Genomic DNA, 23,799 nt, shown 5'->3' on the forward strand with positions numbered 1-23,799 from the left:
TGTATTTTTGAGATACGATTTAGCCGCAAAAATTATCTTTCAAAATAAGTATAGCCGCGCAGACCGGCATAGAACGCCTGTAGAAGTTCGAATCGTTCCGCAGCGGTGATTCGTCCTTCGCGCACGGATTGTTCCGCCATAGAGCGCAGGTCTTCCATGATTCTGCGCTGGTCATACTCTACGTATTCGAGCAGCTCGCCCACTGTGTCACCTTCAATCTCACGCACAAATTCGTAACTGCCGTCTTCATACATACGTACGCTGACAACGTTGGTGTCGCCGAACAGGTTGTGCAGATCGCCAAGGGTTTCCTGATATGCACCAACGAGGAAAGCACCCATATAGTACTCATCGCCGTTTTTCATAGGATGCAGGTCAAGCAAGGGCTTCTGGCCTTTAGGGTCAATAAACGAGTCCAGCTTGCCGTCAGAATCACATGTGATGTCTGAAATGATGGCGTAGCGGGACGGCTCTTCCTTCAAGCGATGCAGCGGCATTACCGGGAACAGCTGGTCAATTGCCCATGAGTCCGGAAGGGACTGGAATACGCTGAAGTTAGCGTAATATATATCTGCAAGAGCTGTATCAATTTCTTCCAGCTCTTTAGGTACTATTTTCAGTTTGTCTTTCAGCTTGGCAACAGTTTTGGTGATCGCCCAGAAGAGGTTGTCTGCCAGTGTTCGCTGGCGCAGGTTTACTCTTCCGTCAAGGAACATACGACGCGTTTCATCTCTGTAGAAGAGAGCATCGTTGTATGCTTCCTGAATGTTACGCAGACTGAGAGACTTATATGCCTCGTACATGCTTACAATTGGTTCAGGTGTGTCTTCAGGAATTTCTTCAGGGACATTACCGTCTTCAATTTTGCTTACGTCGAGGATGTTGAAAAGCAGAACAGAATAGTACGCAACCACAGCACGACCGGATTCGGTAATGATGTGTGGATGCGGAATGTCCTGCTTATCAAGTGTTGTCATAACCGCTTCTACAACGTCCATCGCATATTCGTTAACGGTGTAGTTTCGGCTGGAGACATAGTTTGTATGTGAACCATCATAATCCACTGCAAGCCCGCCACCAAGGTCAATGTATCCCATTGGTGCGCCTTCACGAACGAGTTCAGCGTACACGCGGGAAGCTTCCTGAACAGCAGAGCGAATACTGCGGATGTTAGGAATCTGTGAACCTAGATGATAGTGCAGCAGCTTTAAGCAATGCAGCTTGTTATGTTCTTTCAGGGTGTCGATAATGTCGGTGATTTGCGACATTGAAAGCCCGAAAGAGGAACGCTCGCCGCCGGAAGCAGTCCAGTGACCGCCGCCTTGTGCTGAAAGCTTAACACGCACGCCGATTTGTGGCTCTACGCCAAGCAAAGCAGCACGTTCTAACAGTGTAGCCAGTTCCCAGCCCATTTCCATAACGAAAATACAGTTGAAGCCCATGCGCATGGCGTGGAGTCCAAGGTCGATGAATTCCTCATCTTTGTACCCGTTACACACAAGGCATGCAGTATGGTCACGCATTTGAGAGATGGCGGCAATAAGTTCTGCTTTACTGCCAACTTCAAATCCATGATGAAAAGATGAGCCAAAATTGGCTATCTCTTCAAGAACTTGCTGCTGCTGATTGACTTTGATGGGGAAAACGCCTCGGTATTCTGCCTTGTAGCCAAGGCTTTTGATGGCGTCCCTAAAGGAATTGTGAAGAGAGGAAATCTGCGAATCGAGAATGTTTTCAATGCGCAAGAGAACAGGCAGCTCAAGGCCGCGCTCTTTGAGTTCTCTAATAACCTCGGGAATACTGACAGCTACGTTGCTGCCACGTCCAAACGGGTGGATGGCAACGTCGCCATGGTCAGTAATGTCAAAGTAACCGGCACCCCAATTACGGATGCCATACAGTTCAGCGGAGTCATCAATGCTCCACTGCTGGAGGGCTTTCTTGTTGGCCAACTGTCGTACCTCATACATACTCCATTAATGGTGTGTACCACCGGCAACAAAGGAAAATGGTAAGTTGCCGTATCCTCTACAAGTGCATGCCTTATAGAGCCGGATGGCAGGCACACGCACGCGCAAATCTAACACAAAACGCGTGCGAATTTTTAGTGGGCTTACGGTCGTCCTGTCAATACAAATTATGCACTAAAAACTGCGAAAATTAGTTTATGCTAATCGTTATCGTATGTTTTTAATTCGATAGTAAATCCTTCAGGGTCAGTAACAAATATTGATGTCCCCGTTCCGCGTGATCCACCTAGGATAAACGGCCCTCTGATAGTGATTTTATGTTCGCCAAGTCGTTTTAGCAGCGCTTTCCATTCCTTATCCGCAAACGCCAGACACACATGATTTGCTTTGCCCGGTGTGCAGATAAGATCGCCTAGTTCTTCCCACATGTTCGGAGGGAAAAAATGGATCATGTTATGCGTGTTGATTCGCACGGAAGGAAACTTTGCTTTTCCTTCTTTCCATGCATCGTAGTTCTCAGCGGTCAGCCCGATAACCTCGGTATAGAAGGTCACACATACGTCGGGGCTTTCAACATTGAGTGTCAAATGGTCTATTTCAACTTTCATGGTCTGCATCCTTTTTTAGGCTAAATGTATGCAACTAGTGTAGCACATAGGGTAGCACACCCGCATATGGTGCGGCAGTATAGTTGAAAGACTGAACGAACGTGTGTTGGTAATAAAAAAGGCTGCCCCGTTGTGTGGGACAGCCTTTACTAGTTTTTTTGTACATCTTCCGGTTAGCAGAGCATCATACTTGTCGCTCTACCGGAGGATGCCTCGTGCGCAGGGTGATTAAACGCCTTTGCGAACGATTTCGAGCAGGGTACGAACGCCAAAGCCGGTTGCGCCGCCCTTGGTGTTGTATGCAGGGCCTGCGATGTCGAGGTGTGCCCAGCGTACATCTTTTTCAACAAACTGTTTGAGGAATAGTGCTGCGTGGATTGCGCCACCTTCACGGGAACCAACGTTTTTCATATCAGCAACGTCAGATTTGAGGGTCTCGAAGTATGAGTCCCACAATGGCATTGGCCAGTATCTGTCGCCAACGAGCTCACCTGTATCGGTGATTGTTTTTGAAAGCTCATCGTCTGTTGAAAATACTGCTGCTGCGTGAGCGCCGAGAGCTACAACACATGCACCGGTGAGGGTTGCAAGGTTGATGAGTGCTGCCGGTTTAAACTCATTCTGTGCGTAGGTGAGTGCATCAACAAGAATGAGACGACCTTCTGCATCAGTGTTGATAACCTCAATGGTTTTACCGTTGAGGGAGGTTACAACGTCACCCGGGTGGGTAGCTGTTGAGCTTGGCATGTTGTCGGTACATGGAGTGATGCCGATAACGCGACGTTCGATGTCGGAGTTACCAAGTGCTTCGAACAGGCCGAATACTGCGCCTGCGCCGCCCATGTCGCATTTCATTTCATGCATACCGAGTGATGGTTTCAAAGAGATCCCGCCGGTATCAAAGGTAACGCCTTTACCTACGAACACGATAGGATCGTCGGTTTCGGTACCTTTTGGTGCATGTTCAAGAACAATAAATTTTGGTTCGGCATCGGAACCGGCAGCAACGGACATGAATGCGCCCATGCCAGCTTTTTCGATTTCTTTACGACCAAGAATGGTGCGTTTGAAATTGTATTTTTTGCCGAGTTCTTCTGCTTTCTCAGCGAGCACTGCAGGGGTGATGACGTTTGCAGGAGCATTTACGAGATCGCGGGTGTAGTTAACGCCCGCAGCTGCTGCTTCACCACGACGTGCTGCTGCATGAAGTTCGTCCGGGAAATTTTCTTCAGAAGAAAGCAGACCCATCCAGCGAGGTGTGTGTGCAGGTTCTTTCTGAGTAGTTTTGAGCGCGTCGTATGTGTGAAGGGCAATGAGTGCGGAAGCAACGGCTTCTTCGATGAGCACTGCGTTTTCTTCATCAATGGTGTCGATGGTTTCAACAGGAATTGCGCATGTGTCTACTTTGAGTTCTCTGCATTTGAGTGCTGCTGTTTTTACAGCGTCGCGGAGTACTTTAAGAGTAAATGATTTGCGTTCACCAAGGCCGACGATGATAGCGCGTGGCAGTGGGATAGAAGGGTGACCGTATGCAACGGTTACCTGATTCTTTTCGCCTTTTGCATCCTGAATTGCAGGAGTAATGGTAATCCAAGGAATAGTTTCGCTAAGATTAGGGATGCTTTCTGTTACTGCTTCATCTTTGAAATTGAAAAGAAGAACAGTGTTTGCCTGCCACTCAGCGGCTGGTGCCTGTTGGAATCGAAGATCCATGTTTGTCTCCACAGCAGATTGTCCGGGAGGCCCGGTAGTTGATTGGTTTCTATGCACGATAGCGGCGCGTTATGCAGAACATGACGCGCCGCTTTTATTGTCCATCTGGCAGTATAAGGCCGGAACGGCTTGGAGTCCAGATGCGAGACGCAATCTTACTTGGAATAGTAGCTTGCTACAAACGCATCAACGCGTTTGTGTGATGCTTCCAAGCGTGCAGTGAGTTCTTTTTTGTATACGTCAAAGTCGTCAATATCCAGACGCGCTACGCCAGTTTCCATTGCAGTTCTAGCTACTTCAGGAACAACCCATTCAAGAATACGTGGGTCGAGCGGTTTAGGAATAACGTAGTCGGTGCCAAATTCCAAAGAATCTACACCGTATGCTTCACAAATTGACTGCGGTACCGGCTCTTTTGCAAGTTTTGCAAGAGCTGTTGCAGCAGCAATTTTCATAGCTTCGTTGATTTCAGTTGCACATGTATCCAATGCGCCGCGGAAGATGTACGGGAAGCCGGAAACGTTGTTGATCTGGTTCGGGAAGTCGGAACGGCCTGTGCCCATGATGCAATTTGGAGATGCTTCTTTTGCGTCAGGGTAAGGGATTTCCGGATCAGGGTTTGCCATTGCAAAGATGATTGGATTTTCCGCCATGGAAGCAACCATTTTTTTGGAAAGCAAATCTTTTGCGGAAAGGCCGAGGAAGCAGTCTGCACCCTTCAAAACGTCTTCGAGGGAGCCGTGATCTTTTTCCTGTGCGAACTCAGCTTTGTATTTGTTGAGTCCTTCACGACCGGAATGAATAAGGCCGCGGGAGTCAAACATGAAGATGTTTTCACGTTTAACGCCGAGTGCTACGTAGAATTTGGAACATGCAATGCCAGCTGCGCCTGCGCCCACAACAACAACTTTGAGTTTTTCAATGTCGCGGTTGGTGATTTCGCATGCGTTAATGATGGCTGCGCCGGAGATAACTGCGGTGCCGTGCTGATCATCGTGGAAAACAGGGATGTCCATTTCGCGTTTCAGTGTTTCTTCAATGTAGAAACACTCAGGTGCTTTAATGTCTTCGAGGTTGATGCCGCCGAATGTTGGTTCCATTGCCTTAACTGTGGCGATGAACTGGTCTGCATCTTTAATGTCGAGGTTGATGTCGAACACATCAATATCTGCGAAAGTTTTAAACAGAACGCCTTTGCCTTCCATAACAGGCTTTGCTGCTAAGGGGCCGATATTGCCAAGGCCGAGCACGGCTGTGCCGTCTGTAACTACACCGACAAGGTTCGAGCGGTTTGTGTAGAGGGCTGCTGTTTCCGGATCAGCATGAATTGCTTTGCATGCTTCTGCAACACCCGGAGAGTAAGCCAGAGAGAGGTCTTTCTGTGAACCGCATGGTTTTACTGGAACAACTTCAACTTTACCGCAGCGAGGAGCTTTGTGGTACTCCAGCGCTTCTTCTTTTGTGAATAACGCCATTTTTTTGAACCTTTGTTTACCTTGGGCGAGTTGTGCACGCAGTAAGAGGTGTCCGGAGGCGGAACTGATAATCGCAGGGGCTTGTGCTCCCTTGGTTATAAAATCAGTACCGGAGCCGTTACACTGCTTAAAGAATGCGATGAAAATTGCTTTCAAATGGCTTTAAGCATCTTGCCACGTGAAAGCAAGTAAATCCTCATAGTTGTGTTTTATAATTATAAGAAAAGCGATGTAGTTTTATTTTTACAATGCAGGGTGAACCGATGAAGTATTCGAGACGCAATGCTCTTTCCGGGGAGTCGTTTCGTCAAAATACCAGATAAAAAAATGACACGTCCAGCAGTGAGGAATGTTTTTTTGTTCTTTGTAAGTGTGACAGTCGCGGGTTCCCTCGCGAGCCATCACGGTATAGTCGCAGGCAATGACAAAAGACTGTTGTTGCAGTTGGTACGCAGTAGTTATGTCAAAACACTATCAGTGAATCTCGTCAGTAACTTGACGTGAAATATACGAACTGCCTGCTCATCTATACAAGGTATACGGAATGTTTGAACATAATGTAGCGGAGTGATAGAAACAAAAATTCTTGTGAAAGCCTTTAAATTCAAGTGGTTATTTGTTTTGACGTACAAGGGCGATACTCTGTATGCAAAATTACATCGTCCGTTCAGTTTGTGTTGGAATATCCGTGGCATAGAAATTGTATTACTGCGAGTGACGGAAAATTTCGCCTTATCAGGCATCAGGAGGCTCAATAATGATTGTTATTGACGGTAATGCAGCAGAATACAATGTTAACGCTTTTTCAAACCTTGAGGAATTGCTCGTCAAGGTTATGGAGGACGAGCTTGAGGATAGAATTGTTACTGACGTGTTCGTAGACGAGACGCAGTTTCAGGAAGAATATCCAAATCAGGCTGGTCAGGTAGAAACTAGCTCCTTTGAGCGCGTTGAGATTAAAAGCGTTCCTATGAACGAATTTGCTCTCGGTATTGTTGCAGAACTTGATAAAGTTGTTGCACTTATGGAAAACAGCTCCCATCACATCGCGGGCATGTTCCGCAATGGTCAGGAAGCTGAAGCACTCGCGTTATTTACTGAGTTGCTTAACGTATTACACGATTTTATGGGCATGCTCGCCGTACTGCGTAGCGAATACGTGCATGAAAAAGAAGAGCTGTTTGAAACAACAGTTGAAGAAGTTTCTGCCCAGTTCGAAAGTATGGGTGAGTCTACCAGTAAAGAAGATTGGCATGCTCTTGCTGAAATTCTTGATGGTGATTTTGCAACTGCCGTTTCCCGCTGGAAAAGCGTTGTCGCTGTTATGCGTGGGAAATTGGAGAATGTCTGCGAGGAATAAAAGGTATGGCAAACAGCCTTACATTGCTTGACGAAGCCCTCCGGATTGGGGAGCGAGAACTGGAAGCCTTGAAGAATGGTGACATGGATGTTGCTGATGAGGCCGCTGTGGAGCGTGAACGTCTTATTTCTGAGGCGTGGGCAATCCGAACAGGTGATATAGAGGGTGATTTACGACAAAAGCTTCTGAAAATGCAGAATGTTCAATTACTGCTGACAGATGAACTAAAGAAGTTGCACGCCTCATTAAAGTCTCAACTTATAGCAAGTAAGAAAAAGTCATCAGGTTACCGTGGTTACCAGAAGTCGGTAACAAGACCGGGAACTTCAATTTCCAATTGCTTGGACAGGCAAGGGTAGTGGCTGTGTGCTATTGCATACGCACTGCTGCATATTGCTGATGACCTAGAGTATATATTTCCGGACCGCAAGGTTCAGATAATACGTTGAAAGCGTGGTATGCCTTCACACAAAAGTGTGAAGGGGTGCCGCGCTTTTATGCGTTTATCCCGTCAAAACGAGTGTGAGCTGGGAGTTCGCACGGAATTGATTGTGTGGCCGAACCTCCTACTATTATTGTCAGTATTACGTTGCAGGACTATGTGGAGTGACAATCGCATGTATCAATGCCTAATTTGCAGGTTTTATTAACTGTAGATTGGAATTAAGTGCACTAAAATATAGAGAAAGAGTAAAATAGCGACTGTTGTATGTATAAAATAATGAAATAATTACATGTAACAACAGTAAATATAAAAACAATAATGCTTGTTGGACTGTTAAAAACCGTTCCTTGTTGCGTATAAAAAAATGAACAAGCTAGAAGTGTAGTAAGTTATTATAAAGAATGGTGTTAATTGAAAATATTATGGCAATAGATTCGCTATCCGCTATTGTTGGGATGCTGAAAAGAGCAGAGTCCCTTGGCAAGGTATTATAAGTATTATTCTTGCTCAACAGTCTTGTCACATAAATCTAGTGAGGAATGCTATGAAACTAACACGTTGCTTGTTTATTGTAATCGCACTGATGGTGCTTGCAGGCTGCGCTCAAACTCAGGCTGGCGAGCCGATGCGAGTGTACGGCAGTGCAAAAACCGTAGTGCCAAGTGGTTATTCAATGCTTGGTTCCACAACTGTAAGTGTTTTACCTGACACCATAAATGTTCCGGTGGAAGGTATGTACCCATACCAGAGATGGAATTCTGAAATTTACGGAATGGGTGAATGTTACGTCATTGTACAGAAAATGGTGTTCAACAACTCGTTCTACCGCTTTAAATCATTGGTCGGCTCTACCTCAGAAATGTGGGGCACAGCTTGGAGAAAAGGTGACTACACCCTCTCATCGAACACTACGCAAGTAGAATACGCAAAATACTTTGCAAGTATCCGCGAGAATGGCGGACAAGTAGCACCTATGTATAGAGTAACTATGTATGATCAAAAGATCACACCTGCTGTTGTTGCACGTGTAATCAGCCTTACTCCTACCGACGTAGGCGGTCTGGCCGCAATGCCATCCTTTAATGATCTATATCAGTACTACGAGTACGGAAATGGTTTTGGTGGTAGCAATTCGTAGTGGATGTAATCATATAAGTAAAAATTGCCCTCGGAGTATACTTCGGGGGCATTCTTTTTTTTGAAGGGGGTACCGCAGGTATGAAACGACGACAACTGGGGCTCATAGTGTTCCTTCTTTGCTGTGTATCCATGGCAGGGTGTTCAAAAATTTTTCCTTCAGTGTTTGGCGATGATGCGATGTTTGGCAAAACTGTTCAGGAACAACGTGAAGAGGTGTATGGGCATATCATTATTGACCTACCTACTACATTTACCGCTCTCGGTACGGTGGAAGTGCTGTGGAGCCCTGATGTCACTATTCCTGACCTGACTCTTCCTCAGAAGTTAGAAACCAAAGTCTATAAAGATGGCGGCGCTTACTATTTGACGCAATGGACCCGACTTGGAACTGAAAAATATTATTTTGAAACGTTGAAAAATGAAAACACAGATCGATGGGGCTATAAGTGGCAATTGACAACATTTACAGTACCCGCGAATACAGATAATCAAGAATACAGTCAGTATATTAAGTACATGAAGGAACAAGGCGGAAAGTTGGCGCCGGCCTTTGCTGTGAATGTGTATGCAAAACGTTTTTCAGGACGTGTCATTGTGCGGGTGATTGAATTGACACCTTCGAAAGATGAAAACACGCCCATTCCGCAATTTAGTCAATTGTATCCGGTTGTGCCGTTGCAAACGGTTGATAAGTCTGAAGCAGAAAGTACACTTCAAGCAGAAAAGACACTTGAAGTAGATAATACATTGGAAGCAGGAAATTCACTTGAAGCAGAAAATAAACTTATTTCACAATAAAATGGATGTTGCTCTGTGCGACATTGCTTTTTAGCTAAGAGATGAGAGGGAATTATGCAAAAGCTATCGAAGATATGTATGTTGATGGCGGCACTGTTGATTATGTTTGGCTGTGGTCCGACATCTAATGCGCAGGCAGATATGCACACGGTGTACGGCACAGCTAAGGTTGATATACCGAGTGGATATAAAAATATTGGCGGATTGAGTGTCTCGGTTACACCGAAGACATGGGAAAGTGGTAGTTATCCATACCAGAGATTTAATACAACAGTTTTTGGTGACGGTGAGTCATATATTCTTTCTCAAACTATGCAGGTTTCCGGTAACAGATATTATGTCCGTCCACTTAGTGGAACGAATGTTTCCAGATGGGGTACCGGTTGGCGCATGAATACCTACCAGCTTGATCCAGCCACTGCGAGTGCTGAATATGCCCGGTACATTGAGTATATTAGGGGAACTGGCAACCCGGTGGCTGCTAGCTACAGAATGGAAATGTACGACAAATTGATAGGGCGTAAACTTGTAGCGCGTGTGTTAGTTCTGACACCGGACACTATAAGTGGTTATGCGGCAGCTCCACTCGCAAGAGAATTGTATACTCTTGATAGAGATGACTTCCGATCTCGTTAGTATTTGAACCGGACATTGCTCTTGGTTCAGAATTATTCTGGAATAAAAAAAACAAAACATCCTGCCCGTGATACGGGCGGGATGTTTTTTTAGGTGCTTAAAAGAATGGCAAAATTTTTTTGGGAAAAGCCATTCAAAAAGGCGCTAGCGGAACAATTAAAGGAATAATCCTTTAATCTGTGAGAATAATCCGCCGATGCGAGGGGTTTTGACATGTGCTGGGGTTGCATTTGAAATGCTAGTCAAAAGTACCTCATTTAATTCGCTGAAGGCTGCATCAATTTGGTTTAATTGAAATTGTAGTTTGCGAGCACTTTTTTCCTGATCCTTTGAGAGCTTTAGCATTGTCTCAAGATGCTGAGCCTGAAGGTGATCCACTCTGTACATAATATACTCTCTTACCGGTTCCCCCCGGAAACGGCGTGTTGATACTGAACTCTGATAGATGTTCTCCCCTTCGAACATCAAGGACAGGCTACGTTATCTATCAGACATGGTTTATGTCAATTGGATTTACTTTTTATCGAAAGATTTTAGGATACTGAGAGAACTTTTCAATGCTGGGTCTTTTTTTATTTTTTTGAAGAATTGGTTCTTCATAAGGGGCGTGCTTTGCGAAGTTGTTCAGGTAGTGCGGCAGGTTGGGGAAAAGCCGCATTGTTGTACAAAAAATTGAGGGAAAAATTTTCAAGATACCGCAAGTGCAAAAAAAAGAGCGGAAGCAATGCTTCCGCTCTTTTATAATGTCATAGACTATCGACGGCCACCGCGGTCGTCACGACGACCACCATCACGGCCACCACTAGGACGACGGTCATCACGACGGCCACCATCACGGCGATCATCACGACGGCCACCATCACGACGGTCATCACGACCGGCAGGGCGACGCTGTGGGCGTGCAGTGGATTCTGGAGTCCAAGGTGTACCCTGAGCTTCAAGAAGAACTGCTTTGCGGGAAGCACGAACGCGGCCATCGTTAATTTCGATAACCTTAACTTTCATGTCTTCGCCGAGGGATACGAGGTCTTCTACTTTCTCAACGCGAGCAATGTCGAGCTGGGAGATGTGTACAAGAGCCTCAATGTTAGGAAGAATCTCAACAATCGCACCGATTTCGAGAATTTTCTTAACTTTACCCATGTAATCTTTACCAAGATCAGCACGCTGGTCGTAGTACTGAACCATTTCGCGAGCCAGCTCAAGAGAATCGAGAGTAGGAGCGAAGATGGTTACTTTACCGCTGTCTTCAATATCAACGGAAGCACCAGTTGCTGCGGTAATAGCTTTGATGTTTTTGCCACCAGGGCCGATGATAACGCGGATAACGTCCGGGTTAACTTCAACAGTAGCAATCTGAGGAGCAAATTTAGAAAGCTCTTCACGGGAAGAAGCAAGCTCTTTTGCCATTTCATCAAGAATGTGCAGACGAGCGTCTTTAGCCTGATTAAGGGCACGAAGCATTACGTCAGCAGGGATACCAGCGATTTTGATGTCCATCTGAATTGAGGTAATACCTTCGGCAGTACCAGCAATTTTAAAGTCCATGTCGCCGAGTGCATCTTCGTCACCGAGAATGTCGGTAAGAACGATGTAATCGTCGCCTTCTTTGATGAGACCCATTGCGATACCGGCAACAGGAGCTTTAACTGGTACGCCTGCGTCCATAAGGGACATACAACCGCCAGTTACAGCTGCCATGGAAGAAGAACCGTTGGATTCCATAGTTTCAGAAACTACGCGAATTGTGAACGGGAAGTCTTCGCTTGCAGGAAGAATAGGACGAAGAGCTCTTTCAGCAAGTGCACCGTGACCGATTTCGCGGCGGGATACACGAACCATTTTAACTTCGCCAACGCAGTACGGTGCAAAGTTGTAATGGAGCATGAAGCGCTTGGTAACGTCACCCATGAGTGAGTCCATGCGCTGCTCGTCAGTGGTAGAACCAAGAGTTGTAACTACTAAAGACTTGGTTTCGCCACGTGCGAAAATAGAAGAACCGTGAGCACGTGGAAGTACGCCGGTTTCAACGATAATTGGACGTACAGTTTTTACGTCACGACCGTCGATACGCAGACCTTCCTGGTGGATACGGGTACGAACAATAGTTTTTTCGAGTCCGCCGAGAATATCGCCAACTTCTTTAAGTGCGGATGGATCTTCTTCGTACTGAGGTTCAGCAGAAAGAGTTTCCATAACCTTAACTTTAACAGCTTTGCGAGCAACTTTGCGTTCCATTTTATCAGCAACCTGAAGAGCGATTTTCAGATCGTCTGTTGCGATTGCTTCAACGCGAGCTTTGAGCTCTTCGTTAGGAACTGGTGCTGTGAATTCGAGTTTCTCTTTACCACAAAGTTCACGGAGCTTGTCCTGAATGTCGAAAAGAGGTGCGATTTCTTTGTGGCCCCAGCTGAGTGCTTCAGCAACAACAGCTTCAGGAACGAATTGTGCTTCGCCTTCTACCATTACTACAGCGTCACGGGAAGCTGCGAATACGAGGTTAAGATCAGCGCCAACCTGTTCATTAACGTCTGGGTTCAAGATGAACTTATCACCAACGCGACAAACACGTGCGCCAGCAATAGGACCGTTAAAAGGAACAGAGGAGATGCTAAGAGCGGTAGATGCGCCAGTAAGAGCAAGAACGTCAGACTCGTTGAGCTGGTCAGAAGAGATAACGTTAGCAAGAATCTGTACTTCGTCTTTGAACCCTTTAGGGAACATAGGACGGATAGGACGGTCAATTACACGAGCGCAAAGTGTTTCACGTTCGGAAGGACGTCCCATTTCACGGCGGAAAAATGAGCCAGGGATGCGACCCGCAGCGTACATTTTTTCTGAATATTCAACTGTAAGTGGGAAGAAACCGAGATCTCGCTCAGTTGGCTGAGTACATGCAGTTACGAGAACTACAGTGCCGCCGCACTGAACCCATACGGAGCCGTCAGCATGGTTTGCAAGACGACCGGTTTCAAAAGTAATTTCTTTGCCGCCAATTGTGGCGGTAAGGCGCTGTGCGCCAAATTTATTTTCCATAATAAAATCCTCATCGTTTGGCGAAGGGGATTCCGGGGAGAGTGCTTTTAGCAGGTTATATGTAACCTTTCTTATGCTAACTAGCGGGGGAAAAACCTTCTTCCCGGACCCCCCTTTCGCGATACTGCGTAGGTACCTTGGTAAGTATTCAAGCAGGGACTAACCCTGCTTTCCAGAAGGAACTATTGACGTCTTCTGTAAGCTTACCCGGTACAATAAATATATGAGAACAGGGGAATCCATAGGATTCCCCTGTAAAAATGCCTACTTACGAAGGCCAAGTCTTTTGATGAGATCACGGTAGCGCTGAACGTCCTTGTGAGCAAGGTACTTCAGAAGCTTACGACGCTGACCTACGAGTTTCAACAGACCAGTACGGGAGTGATAGTCATGTTTGTGCTCTTTGAAATGGCCAGTAAGGTATTTGATACGGGCAGTCAAAAGGGCTACCTGTACTTCCGGAGAGCCTGTGTCTCCTTCATTCTGGGCAAATTCATTAATAACTGCCTGTTTTGCTTCAGGGGTCATTACCACAGCGATATCCTCCAAGGATAAATGGGTTAATTAGGATTGCCAAAGGCCGCGCATGATGGTCCATACGGGCTGGCGTTGCACGATGTCTGTTTCGGCAAGAGCCAGAGGCGTTCTGTTTGAATCCAAAAGCATTGCAGTAACACCGATAGAAAACGGCATCTGTGCAATTTGTTCCGGATCATACGGAATCGGGTTGCCATTTTTGACCAAAGCAGATTCCTCATCGCTGAGGATAATTTTTGGCCATGTAGGCAATGCTTCTTCCAAAGATATAATCTTTGATTCAAGCAACTCTGGATTTTCGACCAGTTCATCGGGCTCGCAAGCCATGTCCAACGAGAACGGATGGCTGTATTCCCGGATAAGTTCAGTGAGAACTGCCCCGCACTTCAATCGAATCCCCAAGCTGTGGGCCAGGGACCGAATATACGTACCAGTGCTGCACCGCACCCGGAAACGGAGAAACGGCAACTCAACCGATAGAGTTGCTGCTTCGGAAATTTTTACGGTTTTTATCTTAACCGGTGTTTCTTTACCTTCTCGCGCCAGCTTATACAAGGATTTCCCTTTGTGTTTTGCTGCTGAGTACGCAGGAACTTCCTGCTCGGTAGTTTCAAGCCAGTGAGCAACTTCGGCGCGTACATCTTCTTCTGTGATGTGCTGCCAGTCTGCTGTAGCTGTTACTTGACCTTCTGCGTCCCATGTATCAGTCGTTTCACCAAGTTTAATGGTGCCTGAATACACTTTTTCGCCGCCGGCCATTAGGTAGTTGGACAGTTTTGTGCCCTGTCCGAGTAAAACGATCAACAGACCTTGAGCCATAGGATCGAGAGTGCCTGCGTGACCGATTTTCTTTTGCCCGAGACGTTTAATCTTACTGATGCATCCACCAGAAGAAGGTCCCTTAGGCTTATTGAGAAGCAGAATACCGTGCTGCTGTGGTACTTGTGCCATGTAAACTTATGCCTCGTTTAATACCAGATTCTGAGCAATAGTGGCAAGCAAGGTTTCGACTGCTTTTTCCAGTGGAAGGTCAAGGCTGATACCCGCGGCATTTTTATGTCCGCCGCCGCCAAGGCTTGCTGCCATTTTCTGTACATCCACAGCACCATGAGAACGCAAGCTCGCTTTGGAGCCGGAATCAGTCTCACGTACGGTCATTGCAATGTCAACATTCTCTATTTTTCGAAGATAGTTAATGATCGATTCAATGTCTGAATATTCAGTACCGGTACGCTCGAAAAGTGCCTTAGAAAGTGTCAGATATGCTACTTTCCCGTTAACCGCAATTTTAATATGAGCAAAGAGCTCGGCCCAAAGCTTAATCTTATTCAAGCTCCAGTCACTGTCTAGCTTTTCATTAAAATCACCCGGTTTCAAACCGGCATTAATGATCTTGGAAGCAATTTCATGGGAACGGGCAGTGGTGCTGTTAAAGGCAAAACGTCCAGTGTCTGAACTGATGGCCAAATACAACCCTTCTCCGAGAAAGCCGTCATATGCAATCCCGAACTCGTCCACAATGTTTGCAATCAGTTCACCAGTGGAGCTGGACGCAGTATCAACAAGGTTGATGCTACCGAACATAGGGTTATGCAGGTGGTGATCAATGTTGATAACTGGCGCTTCAGTGCGGGAAAGAAAATCAAACATGATGTCGCCGGAGCGCTCTGCATCGCCACAATCCATCACAATGATGCGATCAGGTTTGCACGTTGCCAGTTCTTCCGCTGTGGTGAGAACTGCACAAGGCAACTCTACCCAGTCGAGGTATGCAGGAAGCCCTGATTCCAAAAAGACAATAGGCTTTTTATCAAGCTTGATGAGCAGCCACGCCAGCGCAGAAACAGACCCTATAGCATCACCGTCAGGACCGATGTGGGCTGTAAGGAGAAAGGACTCGTCGTCGCGAATTGCCTGTGCAATCTGTGATACTACGTTTGGCATTACTATGTTCTTTTTGGTTTTGGGATGCCTGCAAAGGCACTTGAAAAATATAAAATCGCGGAGCCGGAGAGAATCCGACTCCGCGATTTGCATGTATTACTTACAGAGTATCAGCTTCTTCTACTTCTTCGAATGCTTCGATAGAGTCACCAATTTTGATGTCATTAAAGCGTTCGAGTCCGATACCACACTCGTAACCCTTCAAGACTTCTTTTGCGTCGTCTTTGAAGCGTTTGAGAGAAGTGATAGTACCAGTGTAGATAACCACACCTTCGCGAAGCAGACGAACCCGAGCATTACGGGTGATTTTACCGTCTTCAACGTGACAACCGGCAATAACGCCAATTTTCGGTACGCTGAATGTGTCACGAACGAGAGCCTGACCGAGGTACTGTTCCTTAACGAGAGGAGCAAGGATACCGGCCATAGCGTCACGAACTTCTTCTACGAGTTTGTAGATGATGTCGTAGAAGCGGATGTCAACGCCTTCCTGTTCAGCAACAGCTTTAACTTTCACTGTTGGGCGAACGTTGAAGCCGATGATAACTGCGTTGGAAGCTGATGCGAGGAGAATGTCAGATTCAGTAATTGAACCTGCGCCGGAGTGGATAACTTCGACTTTAACTTTCTCTGTTGCCTGCTTGCGCAGAGCATCAACGATAGCTTCAACAGAACCCTGTACGTCAGCTTTGAGCACAACGTTAAGGATCTGAGCTTCTTCAGCATCAGCACGGCTTGCGAGGAAGGTTTCGAGAGTAACTTTAGACTCACGAGCAAGAGCGCGTTCGCGTTCTTTAATAGCGCGTGCATCAGCGATGCGGCGTGCTACTTTTTCGTCGTCAAGAGCTACAAATTCTTCACCAGCTTCTGGTACGCCGTCAAAGCCCTGTACTTCTACCGGAGTAGAAGGAGCAGCTACTGCTACTTTCTTACCCTGATCATCGAACATTGCACGAACACGACCGGAGAAGGTGCCACATACGAAGATGTCGCCCTGTTTCAGTGTGCCTTCCTGTACGAGTACAGTAGCAACCGGGCCGCGACCTTTGTCGAGCTTAGCTTCAACAATGTGACCACGAGCTGGTTTGTCCGGGTTAGCTTTCAGTTCGAGAACTTCAGCCTGCAGAGCAAGAGTTTCGAGAAGACCTTCAAGACCAAGACCAGTTTTAGCTGATACGTTGGTAAAGATGGTATCGCCACCCCAGTCTTCGGAAACGAGTCCGATGTCGGAGAGCTCGCGCATTACGCGTTCTGGGTTAGCGCCTTCTTTATCCATTTTGTTAACAGCAACGATGATTGGTACTTCAGCAGCTTTTGCGTGAGATACAGCCTCACGGGTCTGCTCCATTACGCCATCGTCAGCAGCAACAACAAGGATAACAATATCAGTAACCTTAGCACCACGAGCACGCATAGCGGTAAACGCTTCGTGACCAGGAGTATCGAGGAAACAGAGAGCGCCGTTAGGGGTGCTTACGTGGTATGCACCAATGTGCTGAGTAATACCACCTGCTTCACGATCAGTGATGCTGGATTTACGGATTGAGTCAAGCAAAGAAGTTTTACCGTGGTCAACGTGACCCATGATGGTAACAACCGGAGGTCTGATCTGCATGTCCTCTGATTTATCTTCTTCACGCGGTGTGAGGTAATCCTCTTCGGAGAAACCTACTTTTTCGATTTCGTACTGGAACTCGCCAGCAACAACAATCGCGGTATCAAAGTCGAGAGACTGGTTAATGGTAGCCATTACACCAAGCTGCATGAGCACTTTAATGATCTCAGAACCTTTAACACCCATCTGGTGAGCAAGGTCAGATACACGAATGTGATCATCTACTTTAATTTTACGCTTTGCTGCCTTGAGAGGCTGAGTTGAAGGAGCCTGTTCCTGTTTTTTGCGTTTACGCTTGCTGCGTTTCCACTCATCAGAACCAAAAGCATCCTTACCACCGCGTTTTTTTCTTATCGAAAGCATCACGCTGGTTAAAATCTACTGTGCGTTTAGCTTTAGTATATTTCTTGTTACGTGTGGCTGGTTTGTCTGGAGAAGCTGGAGCAGGAGTAAAACCTGGACCAGGACGACCCTGACCACCTGGACGTGGAGCACCACCAGCAGGACGCGGAGCGCCACCGCTAGGACGACCCTGACCGCCGCCACCTGGACGCGGAGCGCCACCGGCAGGACGACCCTGACCACCGCCACCTGGGCGACCTTGACCGCCAGGACGACCCTGACCACCGCCTGGACGTCCACCACCGTTAGGACGACCACCACGATCATCTTGACGCTGTTGTGGACGAGCAGCACGCTGTTCACGTTCTCTGGCTTCTGCTGCAACTACAGCAGGGTCAGGACGGGAAATAATTCGAACCTGAGGTGCAGCCGGTGCCGGTGCTTCCTCACGTTTTTTTAGCAGGCTTTTTCTTTTTCTTAGCGCCTTCAGCGTCAGCAGGAGTTTCAGCTTTGTCCTTAGCAGCAGCCTTTGCAGGTGCAGCTTTTTTAGGAGCAGCTTCAGTTTTCTCAGCTTTTTCAGCTTTGTCTACTTTTTCGGCTTTAGCTTTAGGAGCAGCTTCTTTTTTTGCTTCAGGAGCTGGCTTCTGCTCTTTTTTAGGAGCAGCAGCTTTTGCGGACGGCTGGGGGGTATCAGCAGTCTTTTCTTTAGCTTCTGTTTTTTTAAGCTCTTCAGGTTTCACAACACGCACCTTAGGTGCCTCATCTTTAGCAGACTTGGCACTTGCAGCAGGTTCAGGTTTTGTTGCCTTTTTAGGGGTAACAACTTTAGCTTTTGGAGCTTCTTTCTTAGCTGGAGCTTCTTTCACGTCTTCCTGTACCTTTTCTGCTTCGGCTGCCTGTTTTTCATCTGCAGGCTTTTCGTCCGCGGACTTAGCAGCCGTCTTACGGCGGCGAACAATAACGCCAGAGGAGGTCTCTTTGCGCATTACTTCTTTTTTTGCCGGTCCGTTCTTTATGTGGTCGCGAACCTGCTCAATCATTTCAGTTGGTATAGAGGTCTCACCGCTTTTAGCGGAGACACCAAGCTCGCGCAGAGCTGAGAGGATATCCTTAGTAGGAACATCCAGCTCTGTTTTTAATTCTTTAACTTTAATTTTCTTATCACTCATATAGCAAAAACCCCCTTTACTTCCGCCAGCCTCTGAACTTTGCGAAACGTTTTTCGCACTCTTGGCTGTTGCAGATATAGTAACCTCTACCCGGCATTAACTGCTCTTCATCGAAGATAGGTATTGTATCACCGGATTCTGTCTGTGTGCAGACATATCGTCTAAGTTCACTCTTAGGAAAACTTGTTCGACACATCACACATCTGCGGACGGGTGTATGGTGTTTCCGGATGGCTTTGTGCATCCGGTATTATTCCGTTTCCTTTTTCTCGGTAACGGCTTCCTCAGTTTCGCCTGCTTCTTCAACTTCTTCTTCTGCAGGTGCTTCATCAGCTGCTACAGGAGCTTCGGCAGCGTCATCGGCATCAACAGCTTCAACAGCTTCTTCTTCTGTTTCATCAGAAACAGTTCCTTCGATAGCGGAGGAAAGGAAGTTGATAGCAGTGCGAAGGTCGGTAATTTTAGACTCAGTAAGTCCCTCAACCGTCAGCAGCTCTTCGTCTGAAGCGTCTTGGAGCTTTTCAATGGTCTGGAAACCGGCATCAACAAAGGACTGAAGTGGAACTTCTGCTACGCTTGCGAGCTGGTCGAGACCTTGTCCGATTGCGTGACCTTCGTTATAGCGGGTTTCAGTAAATATATCGATTTTCCAGCCGAGAAGCTTGGATGCAAGCTTAACGTTCTGACCTTTACGACCAATGGCGTTAGTCAGCTGGCTATCAGGTACGATTACTTCCAGCATGTTTTCTTCTTCATCCACAACAATGCGGGTGATAACAGCAGGAGATAATGCGTTACGTGCGTAAGTCGCGATCTCAGCGCTCCAAACAACGATGTCGATACGTTCGCCGCGCAGTTCCTGAACAATGTTCTGGATACGGGAGCCACGAATACCAACACATGCACCTACTGGATCAACATCACGGTCACGAGTCATAACAGCGGCTTTAGCACGGCTGCCTGGATCGCGGGCAATGTTCATGATAACAACGATGCCGTCGTCAACTTCCGGTACTTCACGCTTAAAGAGTAAAGACATGTAATCCGGGTGGGAACGGGAAACAATAACCTGTGGACCACGACCTTCTTTACGAACGTCAATAACCAGTGCCTGAACACGGTCACCACGTTTGTAATGTTCGCGCGGAATTTGTTCATCTTTAGGCAAGAGCGCTTCGGTGCGACCGAGGTTGATAATCCAACCAGCTTTGTCACGGCGTTGTACGATGCCGCTAAGCATTTCGCCTTGTCTGTCTTTATATTCTTCGTATATAATTTCCTGCTCAGCATCACGCATGCGCTGGATAATTACCTGCTTGGCAGACTGTGCAGCAATACGACCAAGGTCTTCTACCTTGAGGCGGAAGCCCATTTCGTCATCGAGCTGAACTGAAGGGTCGTGTTCACGAGCATCTTCAATAGAAATTTGGGTAACGTCGTTTTCGATGTCTTCATCGCGGGTAACGACTTTAAACTGAAACACCTCAATCTCACCGGTGTCTTCATTAAAGCTTACTTCAACATCAAGATCTTCGCCAAATTTGCGAATAACGGATGTGCGAACAGCTTCTTCCAACGTGTCGACCAGCATGCCACGATCAAGGCCGCGGTCTTTACTGATCTGCTCGATGGCTTTTTTAATATCCATGCTCATTTGATTTCCTCCGACTCGCTCTCGCGCTAAGTCTGCCTACTTCTTTTTCTTGCCTTTGCTGGTATCAGGAAAAATATGTACCAAGTGTGCTTTTTTCAGATCATCCCAGTCAATAGTCAGGTCGCCCTCATCATTAGGAAGAGTGAGGACAAGAATGTTGTCTGTTACGGACTTGACTTCGCCTTGGAATTTACGACGTCCCGGCACATCTTCGTGTGGGTCGCGCAGTACTACTAAAACGGGTTTACCAATGTAGTGGGAAACCTGCTCTGCTGTGAAAAACGGGCGTTCAAGGCCTGGTGAAGAAACTTCCAGTGTATATGCATCAGAGAGAACGTCTTCAACTTCGAGCGTCAAACCAATATGTCTGGAAAGCTTGGCACACTGAGCGATGGTTACACCTTCAGGGCCTTCTACATAAATTCGAACCACCATCTTCTGGCCGGAAGCGAGCTCAAAACCCCAAAGGGTGAGTTCAGCATCATCGACGAGTGGGGTAATAATATCTTTAATCTGTTCGTACAGTCCGTTTCCGGTCATTTTTGCTTCCTTATTTCCTGTCGCTCAAATAAAAAAAAGGAGGCCCCTGCAAAAAGGCCACCCCGTAAACGACGGCCTCACGGCCACAGGATGTTTTCAGCAAACAGTGTATAGGGCGAACCCTTTATACCCTGCCTTGGCGCGCAACAATAGCACGACAGCAAACGCTGAACTGGTATTAACTATGCCCTTACGTATGCAAAGTCAAGGGATGGGGCGGAAAGTTTAGGGGTAGTTGTCAAGCTGTTTTTTTTATAAATGTAAGCGGTTTCTGGCTTTTATAAAGTTGTGTCGGGCGGAAGAATATAAAACCGACACACTTATAATGTTATAGGCGGGAATTTAGACCCGAGGTGGAACAGAATCCGGCTGATTTTTAGGGCACAGTGACGTGTCGCGGATAAGGTCAGCTAACGAGAACTGATTGAGCTTGTGGTACATGGCTTTTGATGCTTCTTCCCACATGGTGCGGGTGAGGCATACGTGGATGCGTGGACAGCAGGAATGATTTTCATCACAGCCGTAGCATGGTTCCGTATTTTCCAGTGCCTGTACCAGTTCTCCCAGCCGTATTCTGGATGGGTTGCGTGAGAGGTGGTAGCCACCTTTGGCACCTAACGTGCTGTTAAGGTAGCCTTCCTTTTTAAGGTCACGCATAAGTTTTTCTAAATACTTAATGGATATTTCCTGCCGCATGGCCACGTCTTTAATGGAGACAGGGCCGTCCTCCTCGTTCATTGCGATGTCGAGGAGCATACGTGTTGCGTAGCGGCTTCTTGTGGTGAATTTCATAATTCGAACCGGGGTAAAAGCTATTCGCCGAGAGTCTGTCGGATAATGGTGAGCATTCTGTCGGGATCAAATGGCTTGGTTACTGTCGCCACAGCATTGGGAATGGCCTGATGAATCTCTTTAGGGCCACCCACAAAAATGAACGGAGTTTCCCTGTTGTAATTGCCGGAAGCAAGCTGCTTGTAGACCACTGCGCCAGAGTCGTTGCGCATTTCCATATTCAGGGTGATCAAATCAAACGGTGTTCCGGATGCAAGGTTGAGGGCAGTGTTGCCGTTCTGTGCACCCACAGCATCGTAATCACCAGACTGTAGGAAATTGATCATGTACTCGAGGACATTCGGGTCATCCTCAACAACAAGGATACGTTTTCTCATACCGTACTCTTCGGGATAGACGTTGCGGACACCTGCTGGGCGCCAAAATGAAAAACCGGAGCAGAAAGCGGTGTGGCCTTCCGCTCCGGTGGGCATAGCTAATGGATCGATTGATAACAAACCAGCAAAGTGTGCTACTTCAGCGAAGATTTACTCTTATATACTGTTAAGTATGTTTCGATGGTCTCTTCTCTTTGTATAGTTCACCGCGCAGTGTTGTTTCAACCTAGCTCAATTAGGTCGAGGGGCTATTCTTCCGGAAGCTGCATGTGCTCAGGAACAATCGCCATTTTGATAAGCAGTGGCTTGAGGAATGACCAGCGGATGCCGATTTCGTATTCCTCTTCGAGGTCGCGGATAGCGTCCCAGCAGTTATGGCAAGGTGCAATAACAAGCTTACAGCCAGTTGCAAGAATCTGATCGCGTTTGGTCTGGAGCGCTTTGTTACGTTGCTTACGGTATTTACCGATGCCGTTAAAGCCACCACCACCGCCACAACAGTAGTTGTGTTCACGGTTAGGACCCATTTCGCGGAAGTCTTCAGCAATGTAGCTCATGATTTCACGGGTAGCTTTAGCTAAGCCGTGGTTACGCACGTAGTTACAGGAATCCTGAAGAGTAACAGGTTCTTTAATCTTTTTCTCAGGGTCGATTTTGATTTTACCGGTGCGCAGTGCTTCTGCAACCCATTCAACATAGTGAATGTATGGTGCAGGCGGCAGACCGTCTTCACGACCAGTCCAGTAAGGACCTTCGATTACGGTTGCGCGGTGTGCGTGACCGCACTCGGTACCGATAACACGCTTTGGACGGAGACGTTCAATAGCGTCATATACGGATTGAACCTGCATTTTGCATGCTGCCCAGTCTCCTGCGAACATGGAGAGGGACGTCTGCTCCCAACCTTTACTTGGCACTGTCCAGTTTTCACCTGCAAGGTGGAAAAGGATAGCTGCTTCTGCAAGATCTTCAGGGTAATGTTTTGGCTCACGAGCGTTAAGAGTGTACATGATGTCTGCGTCTTCCTTATCAACAGGAATTTCCAGACCCGGCCACTCTTCGCCGTATTCATCAGCCATCCACTCACAGGTATCAACCCAGTCTTCTGTGGTAACGTCCATCTGTGCGTTGTACACACGGTGCATACCGGAGCCGATTTTCATTTCCCAAGGTACAAAACCCTGAGAGTTAAGAATACCGCGCAGGTAGCTGAACATAATACCCATGTCGATGCCGTGCGGACAGTACATGCCACAACGGTTACAACATGTGCACTGTGACCATGCAACGTCCACGCAATGGCGCATGAACTCGTTGGTCACTTTACCTTTTTTCTTAACCAGTACACCAAGGGTAGACTGGATTTTGTATGCAGGAACCTGTTTAGGATCGCGATCGTTTACGCGGTACAGGAAGCAGGAATCTGCACACATGCCACAGTGGGCACATATTTCGAGCCACGTACGGGTACGGGACTGACAAGTTTTTTCGATTAAGGCAGCAATGGCGTCGGAATCAACGTCGAGTGCTTTCATTTCTTCGTAGTACTGAGCGCCACCTTTGTCGCCAAGCAGAGATTTAAGTTCTGCTTCGCTGCCAATAGGTGTGGTGTTACAAAAAGTACCTTGAGGCATTGTTATCTCCTAGC

19 protein-coding genes and 1 pseudogene are annotated in these 23,799 nt (G+C 47.1%); 5 read left to right on the top strand and 15 right to left on the bottom strand.

What is annotated here, in order from left to right; all coding sequences use genetic code 11:
* Positions 1-32: 32 nt before the first annotated feature.
* The 4 genes from speA to MKHDV_RS14665 all read right to left on the bottom strand — a co-directional run bounded on the left by speA (position 33) and on the right by MKHDV_RS14665 (position 5,766).
* Positions 33-1,970 (bottom strand): biosynthetic arginine decarboxylase, encoded by a 1,938-nt coding sequence (speA, locus tag MKHDV_RS14650; protein ID WP_160716580.1) that lies wholly within the window; start codon positions 1,968-1,970, stop codon positions 33-35.
* A 200-nt stretch (positions 1,971-2,170) separates the two neighbouring features.
* Positions 2,171-2,578 carry a VOC family protein gene (locus MKHDV_RS14655; RefSeq protein ID WP_160716582.1) on the bottom strand — a complete coding sequence of 136 codons (408 nt, stop codon included), beginning with the start codon at positions 2,576-2,578 and terminating at the stop codon, positions 2,171-2,173.
* A 228-nt stretch (positions 2,579-2,806) separates the two neighbouring features.
* Positions 2,807-4,291, bottom strand: coding sequence for a leucyl aminopeptidase (locus MKHDV_RS14660; RefSeq protein WP_160716584.1), 1,485 nt, complete (start codon positions 4,289-4,291; stop codon positions 2,807-2,809).
* Positions 4,292-4,446: 155 nt separating this feature from the next.
* On the bottom strand, positions 4,447-5,766 hold the full coding sequence (locus MKHDV_RS14665; RefSeq protein WP_160716667.1) for a malic enzyme-like NAD(P)-binding protein: 1,320 nt from the start codon (positions 5,764-5,766) through the stop codon (positions 4,447-4,449).
* Between the two features lie 757 nt (positions 5,767-6,523).
* On the opposite strand from MKHDV_RS14665, the gene MKHDV_RS14670 reads away from it, so the two are divergent.
* From MKHDV_RS14670 to MKHDV_RS14690, 5 genes are all read left to right on the top strand, one after another.
* Positions 6,524-7,126 carry a hypothetical protein gene (locus tag MKHDV_RS14670; protein WP_160716586.1) on the top strand — a complete coding sequence of 201 codons (603 nt, stop codon included), beginning with the start codon at positions 6,524-6,526 and terminating at the stop codon, positions 7,124-7,126.
* Positions 7,127-7,131: 5 nt separating this feature from the next.
* On the top strand, positions 7,132-7,485 hold the full coding sequence (locus MKHDV_RS14675) for a hypothetical protein (RefSeq protein ID WP_160716588.1): 354 nt from the start codon (positions 7,132-7,134) through the stop codon (positions 7,483-7,485).
* A gap of 630 nt (positions 7,486-8,115) precedes the next feature.
* Entirely contained in the window at positions 8,116-8,709 is a 594-nt protein-coding gene (locus tag MKHDV_RS14680; protein ID WP_160716590.1) for a hypothetical protein, read from the top strand.
* An 80-nt stretch (positions 8,710-8,789) separates the two neighbouring features.
* Complete coding sequence (locus MKHDV_RS14685; protein WP_160716592.1) at positions 8,790-9,509, top strand: hypothetical protein; 720 nt, start codon at positions 8,790-8,792, stop codon at positions 9,507-9,509.
* A gap of 54 nt (positions 9,510-9,563) precedes the next feature.
* Positions 9,564-10,145 carry a hypothetical protein gene (locus MKHDV_RS14690; protein ID WP_160716594.1) on the top strand — a complete coding sequence of 194 codons (582 nt, stop codon included), beginning with the start codon at positions 9,564-9,566 and terminating at the stop codon, positions 10,143-10,145.
* Positions 10,146-10,898: 753 nt separating this feature from the next.
* Here the strand turns inward: MKHDV_RS14690 and pnp are convergent.
* From pnp to hmcF, 11 genes and pseudogenes are all read right to left on the bottom strand, one after another.
* Positions 10,899-13,181 carry a polyribonucleotide nucleotidyltransferase gene (gene pnp / locus MKHDV_RS14695; protein WP_160716596.1) on the bottom strand — a complete coding sequence of 761 codons (2,283 nt, stop codon included), beginning with the start codon at positions 13,179-13,181 and terminating at the stop codon, positions 10,899-10,901.
* A gap of 264 nt (positions 13,182-13,445) precedes the next feature.
* On the bottom strand, positions 13,446-13,715 hold the full coding sequence (gene rpsO / locus MKHDV_RS14700) for a 30S ribosomal protein S15 (RefSeq protein ID WP_160716598.1): 270 nt from the start codon (positions 13,713-13,715) through the stop codon (positions 13,446-13,448).
* 30 nt (positions 13,716-13,745) lie between these two features.
* The gene (truB, locus tag MKHDV_RS14705; protein WP_160716600.1) at positions 13,746-14,669 is read right to left on the bottom strand and encodes a tRNA pseudouridine(55) synthase TruB; all 924 of its coding nucleotides are present in this window, start codon (positions 14,667-14,669) and stop codon (positions 13,746-13,748) included.
* 6 nt (positions 14,670-14,675) lie between these two features.
* Positions 14,676-15,662: a bifunctional oligoribonuclease/PAP phosphatase NrnA gene (locus MKHDV_RS14710; RefSeq protein ID WP_160716602.1), complete on the bottom strand. Its 987-nt coding sequence runs from the start codon at positions 15,660-15,662 to the stop codon at positions 14,676-14,678.
* 100 nt (positions 15,663-15,762) lie between these two features.
* A pseudogene (gene infB / locus MKHDV_RS18990) lies at positions 15,763-18,788 on the bottom strand (translation initiation factor IF-2).
* A 16-nt stretch (positions 18,789-18,804) separates the two neighbouring features.
* Positions 18,805-19,032, bottom strand: coding sequence for a DUF448 domain-containing protein (locus MKHDV_RS14720; protein ID WP_160716604.1), 228 nt, complete (start codon positions 19,030-19,032; stop codon positions 18,805-18,807).
* A 6-nt stretch (positions 19,033-19,038) separates the two neighbouring features.
* Positions 19,039-20,442: a transcription termination factor NusA gene (nusA, locus tag MKHDV_RS14725; protein ID WP_160716606.1), complete on the bottom strand. Its 1,404-nt coding sequence runs from the start codon at positions 20,440-20,442 to the stop codon at positions 19,039-19,041.
* 36 nt (positions 20,443-20,478) lie between these two features.
* Complete coding sequence (locus MKHDV_RS14730) at positions 20,479-20,982, bottom strand: ribosome maturation factor (RefSeq protein WP_160716608.1); 504 nt, start codon at positions 20,980-20,982, stop codon at positions 20,479-20,481.
* 342 nt (positions 20,983-21,324) lie between these two features.
* On the bottom strand, positions 21,325-21,774 hold the full coding sequence (locus MKHDV_RS14735; protein WP_160716610.1) for an Rrf2 family transcriptional regulator: 450 nt from the start codon (positions 21,772-21,774) through the stop codon (positions 21,325-21,327).
* A gap of 20 nt (positions 21,775-21,794) precedes the next feature.
* On the bottom strand, positions 21,795-22,151 hold the full coding sequence (locus MKHDV_RS14740; protein ID WP_160716612.1) for a two-component system response regulator: 357 nt from the start codon (positions 22,149-22,151) through the stop codon (positions 21,795-21,797).
* A 248-nt stretch (positions 22,152-22,399) separates the two neighbouring features.
* Positions 22,400-23,785 carry a sulfate respiration complex iron-sulfur protein HmcF gene (hmcF, locus tag MKHDV_RS14745; RefSeq protein ID WP_160716614.1) on the bottom strand — a complete coding sequence of 462 codons (1,386 nt, stop codon included), beginning with the start codon at positions 23,783-23,785 and terminating at the stop codon, positions 22,400-22,402.
* Positions 23,786-23,799 lie beyond the last annotated feature (14 nt).

Origin of the sequence: Halodesulfovibrio sp. MK-HDV (assembly GCF_009914765.1) — a bacterium.
GTDB lineage: Bacteria > Desulfobacterota > Desulfovibrionia > Desulfovibrionales > Desulfovibrionaceae > Halodesulfovibrio.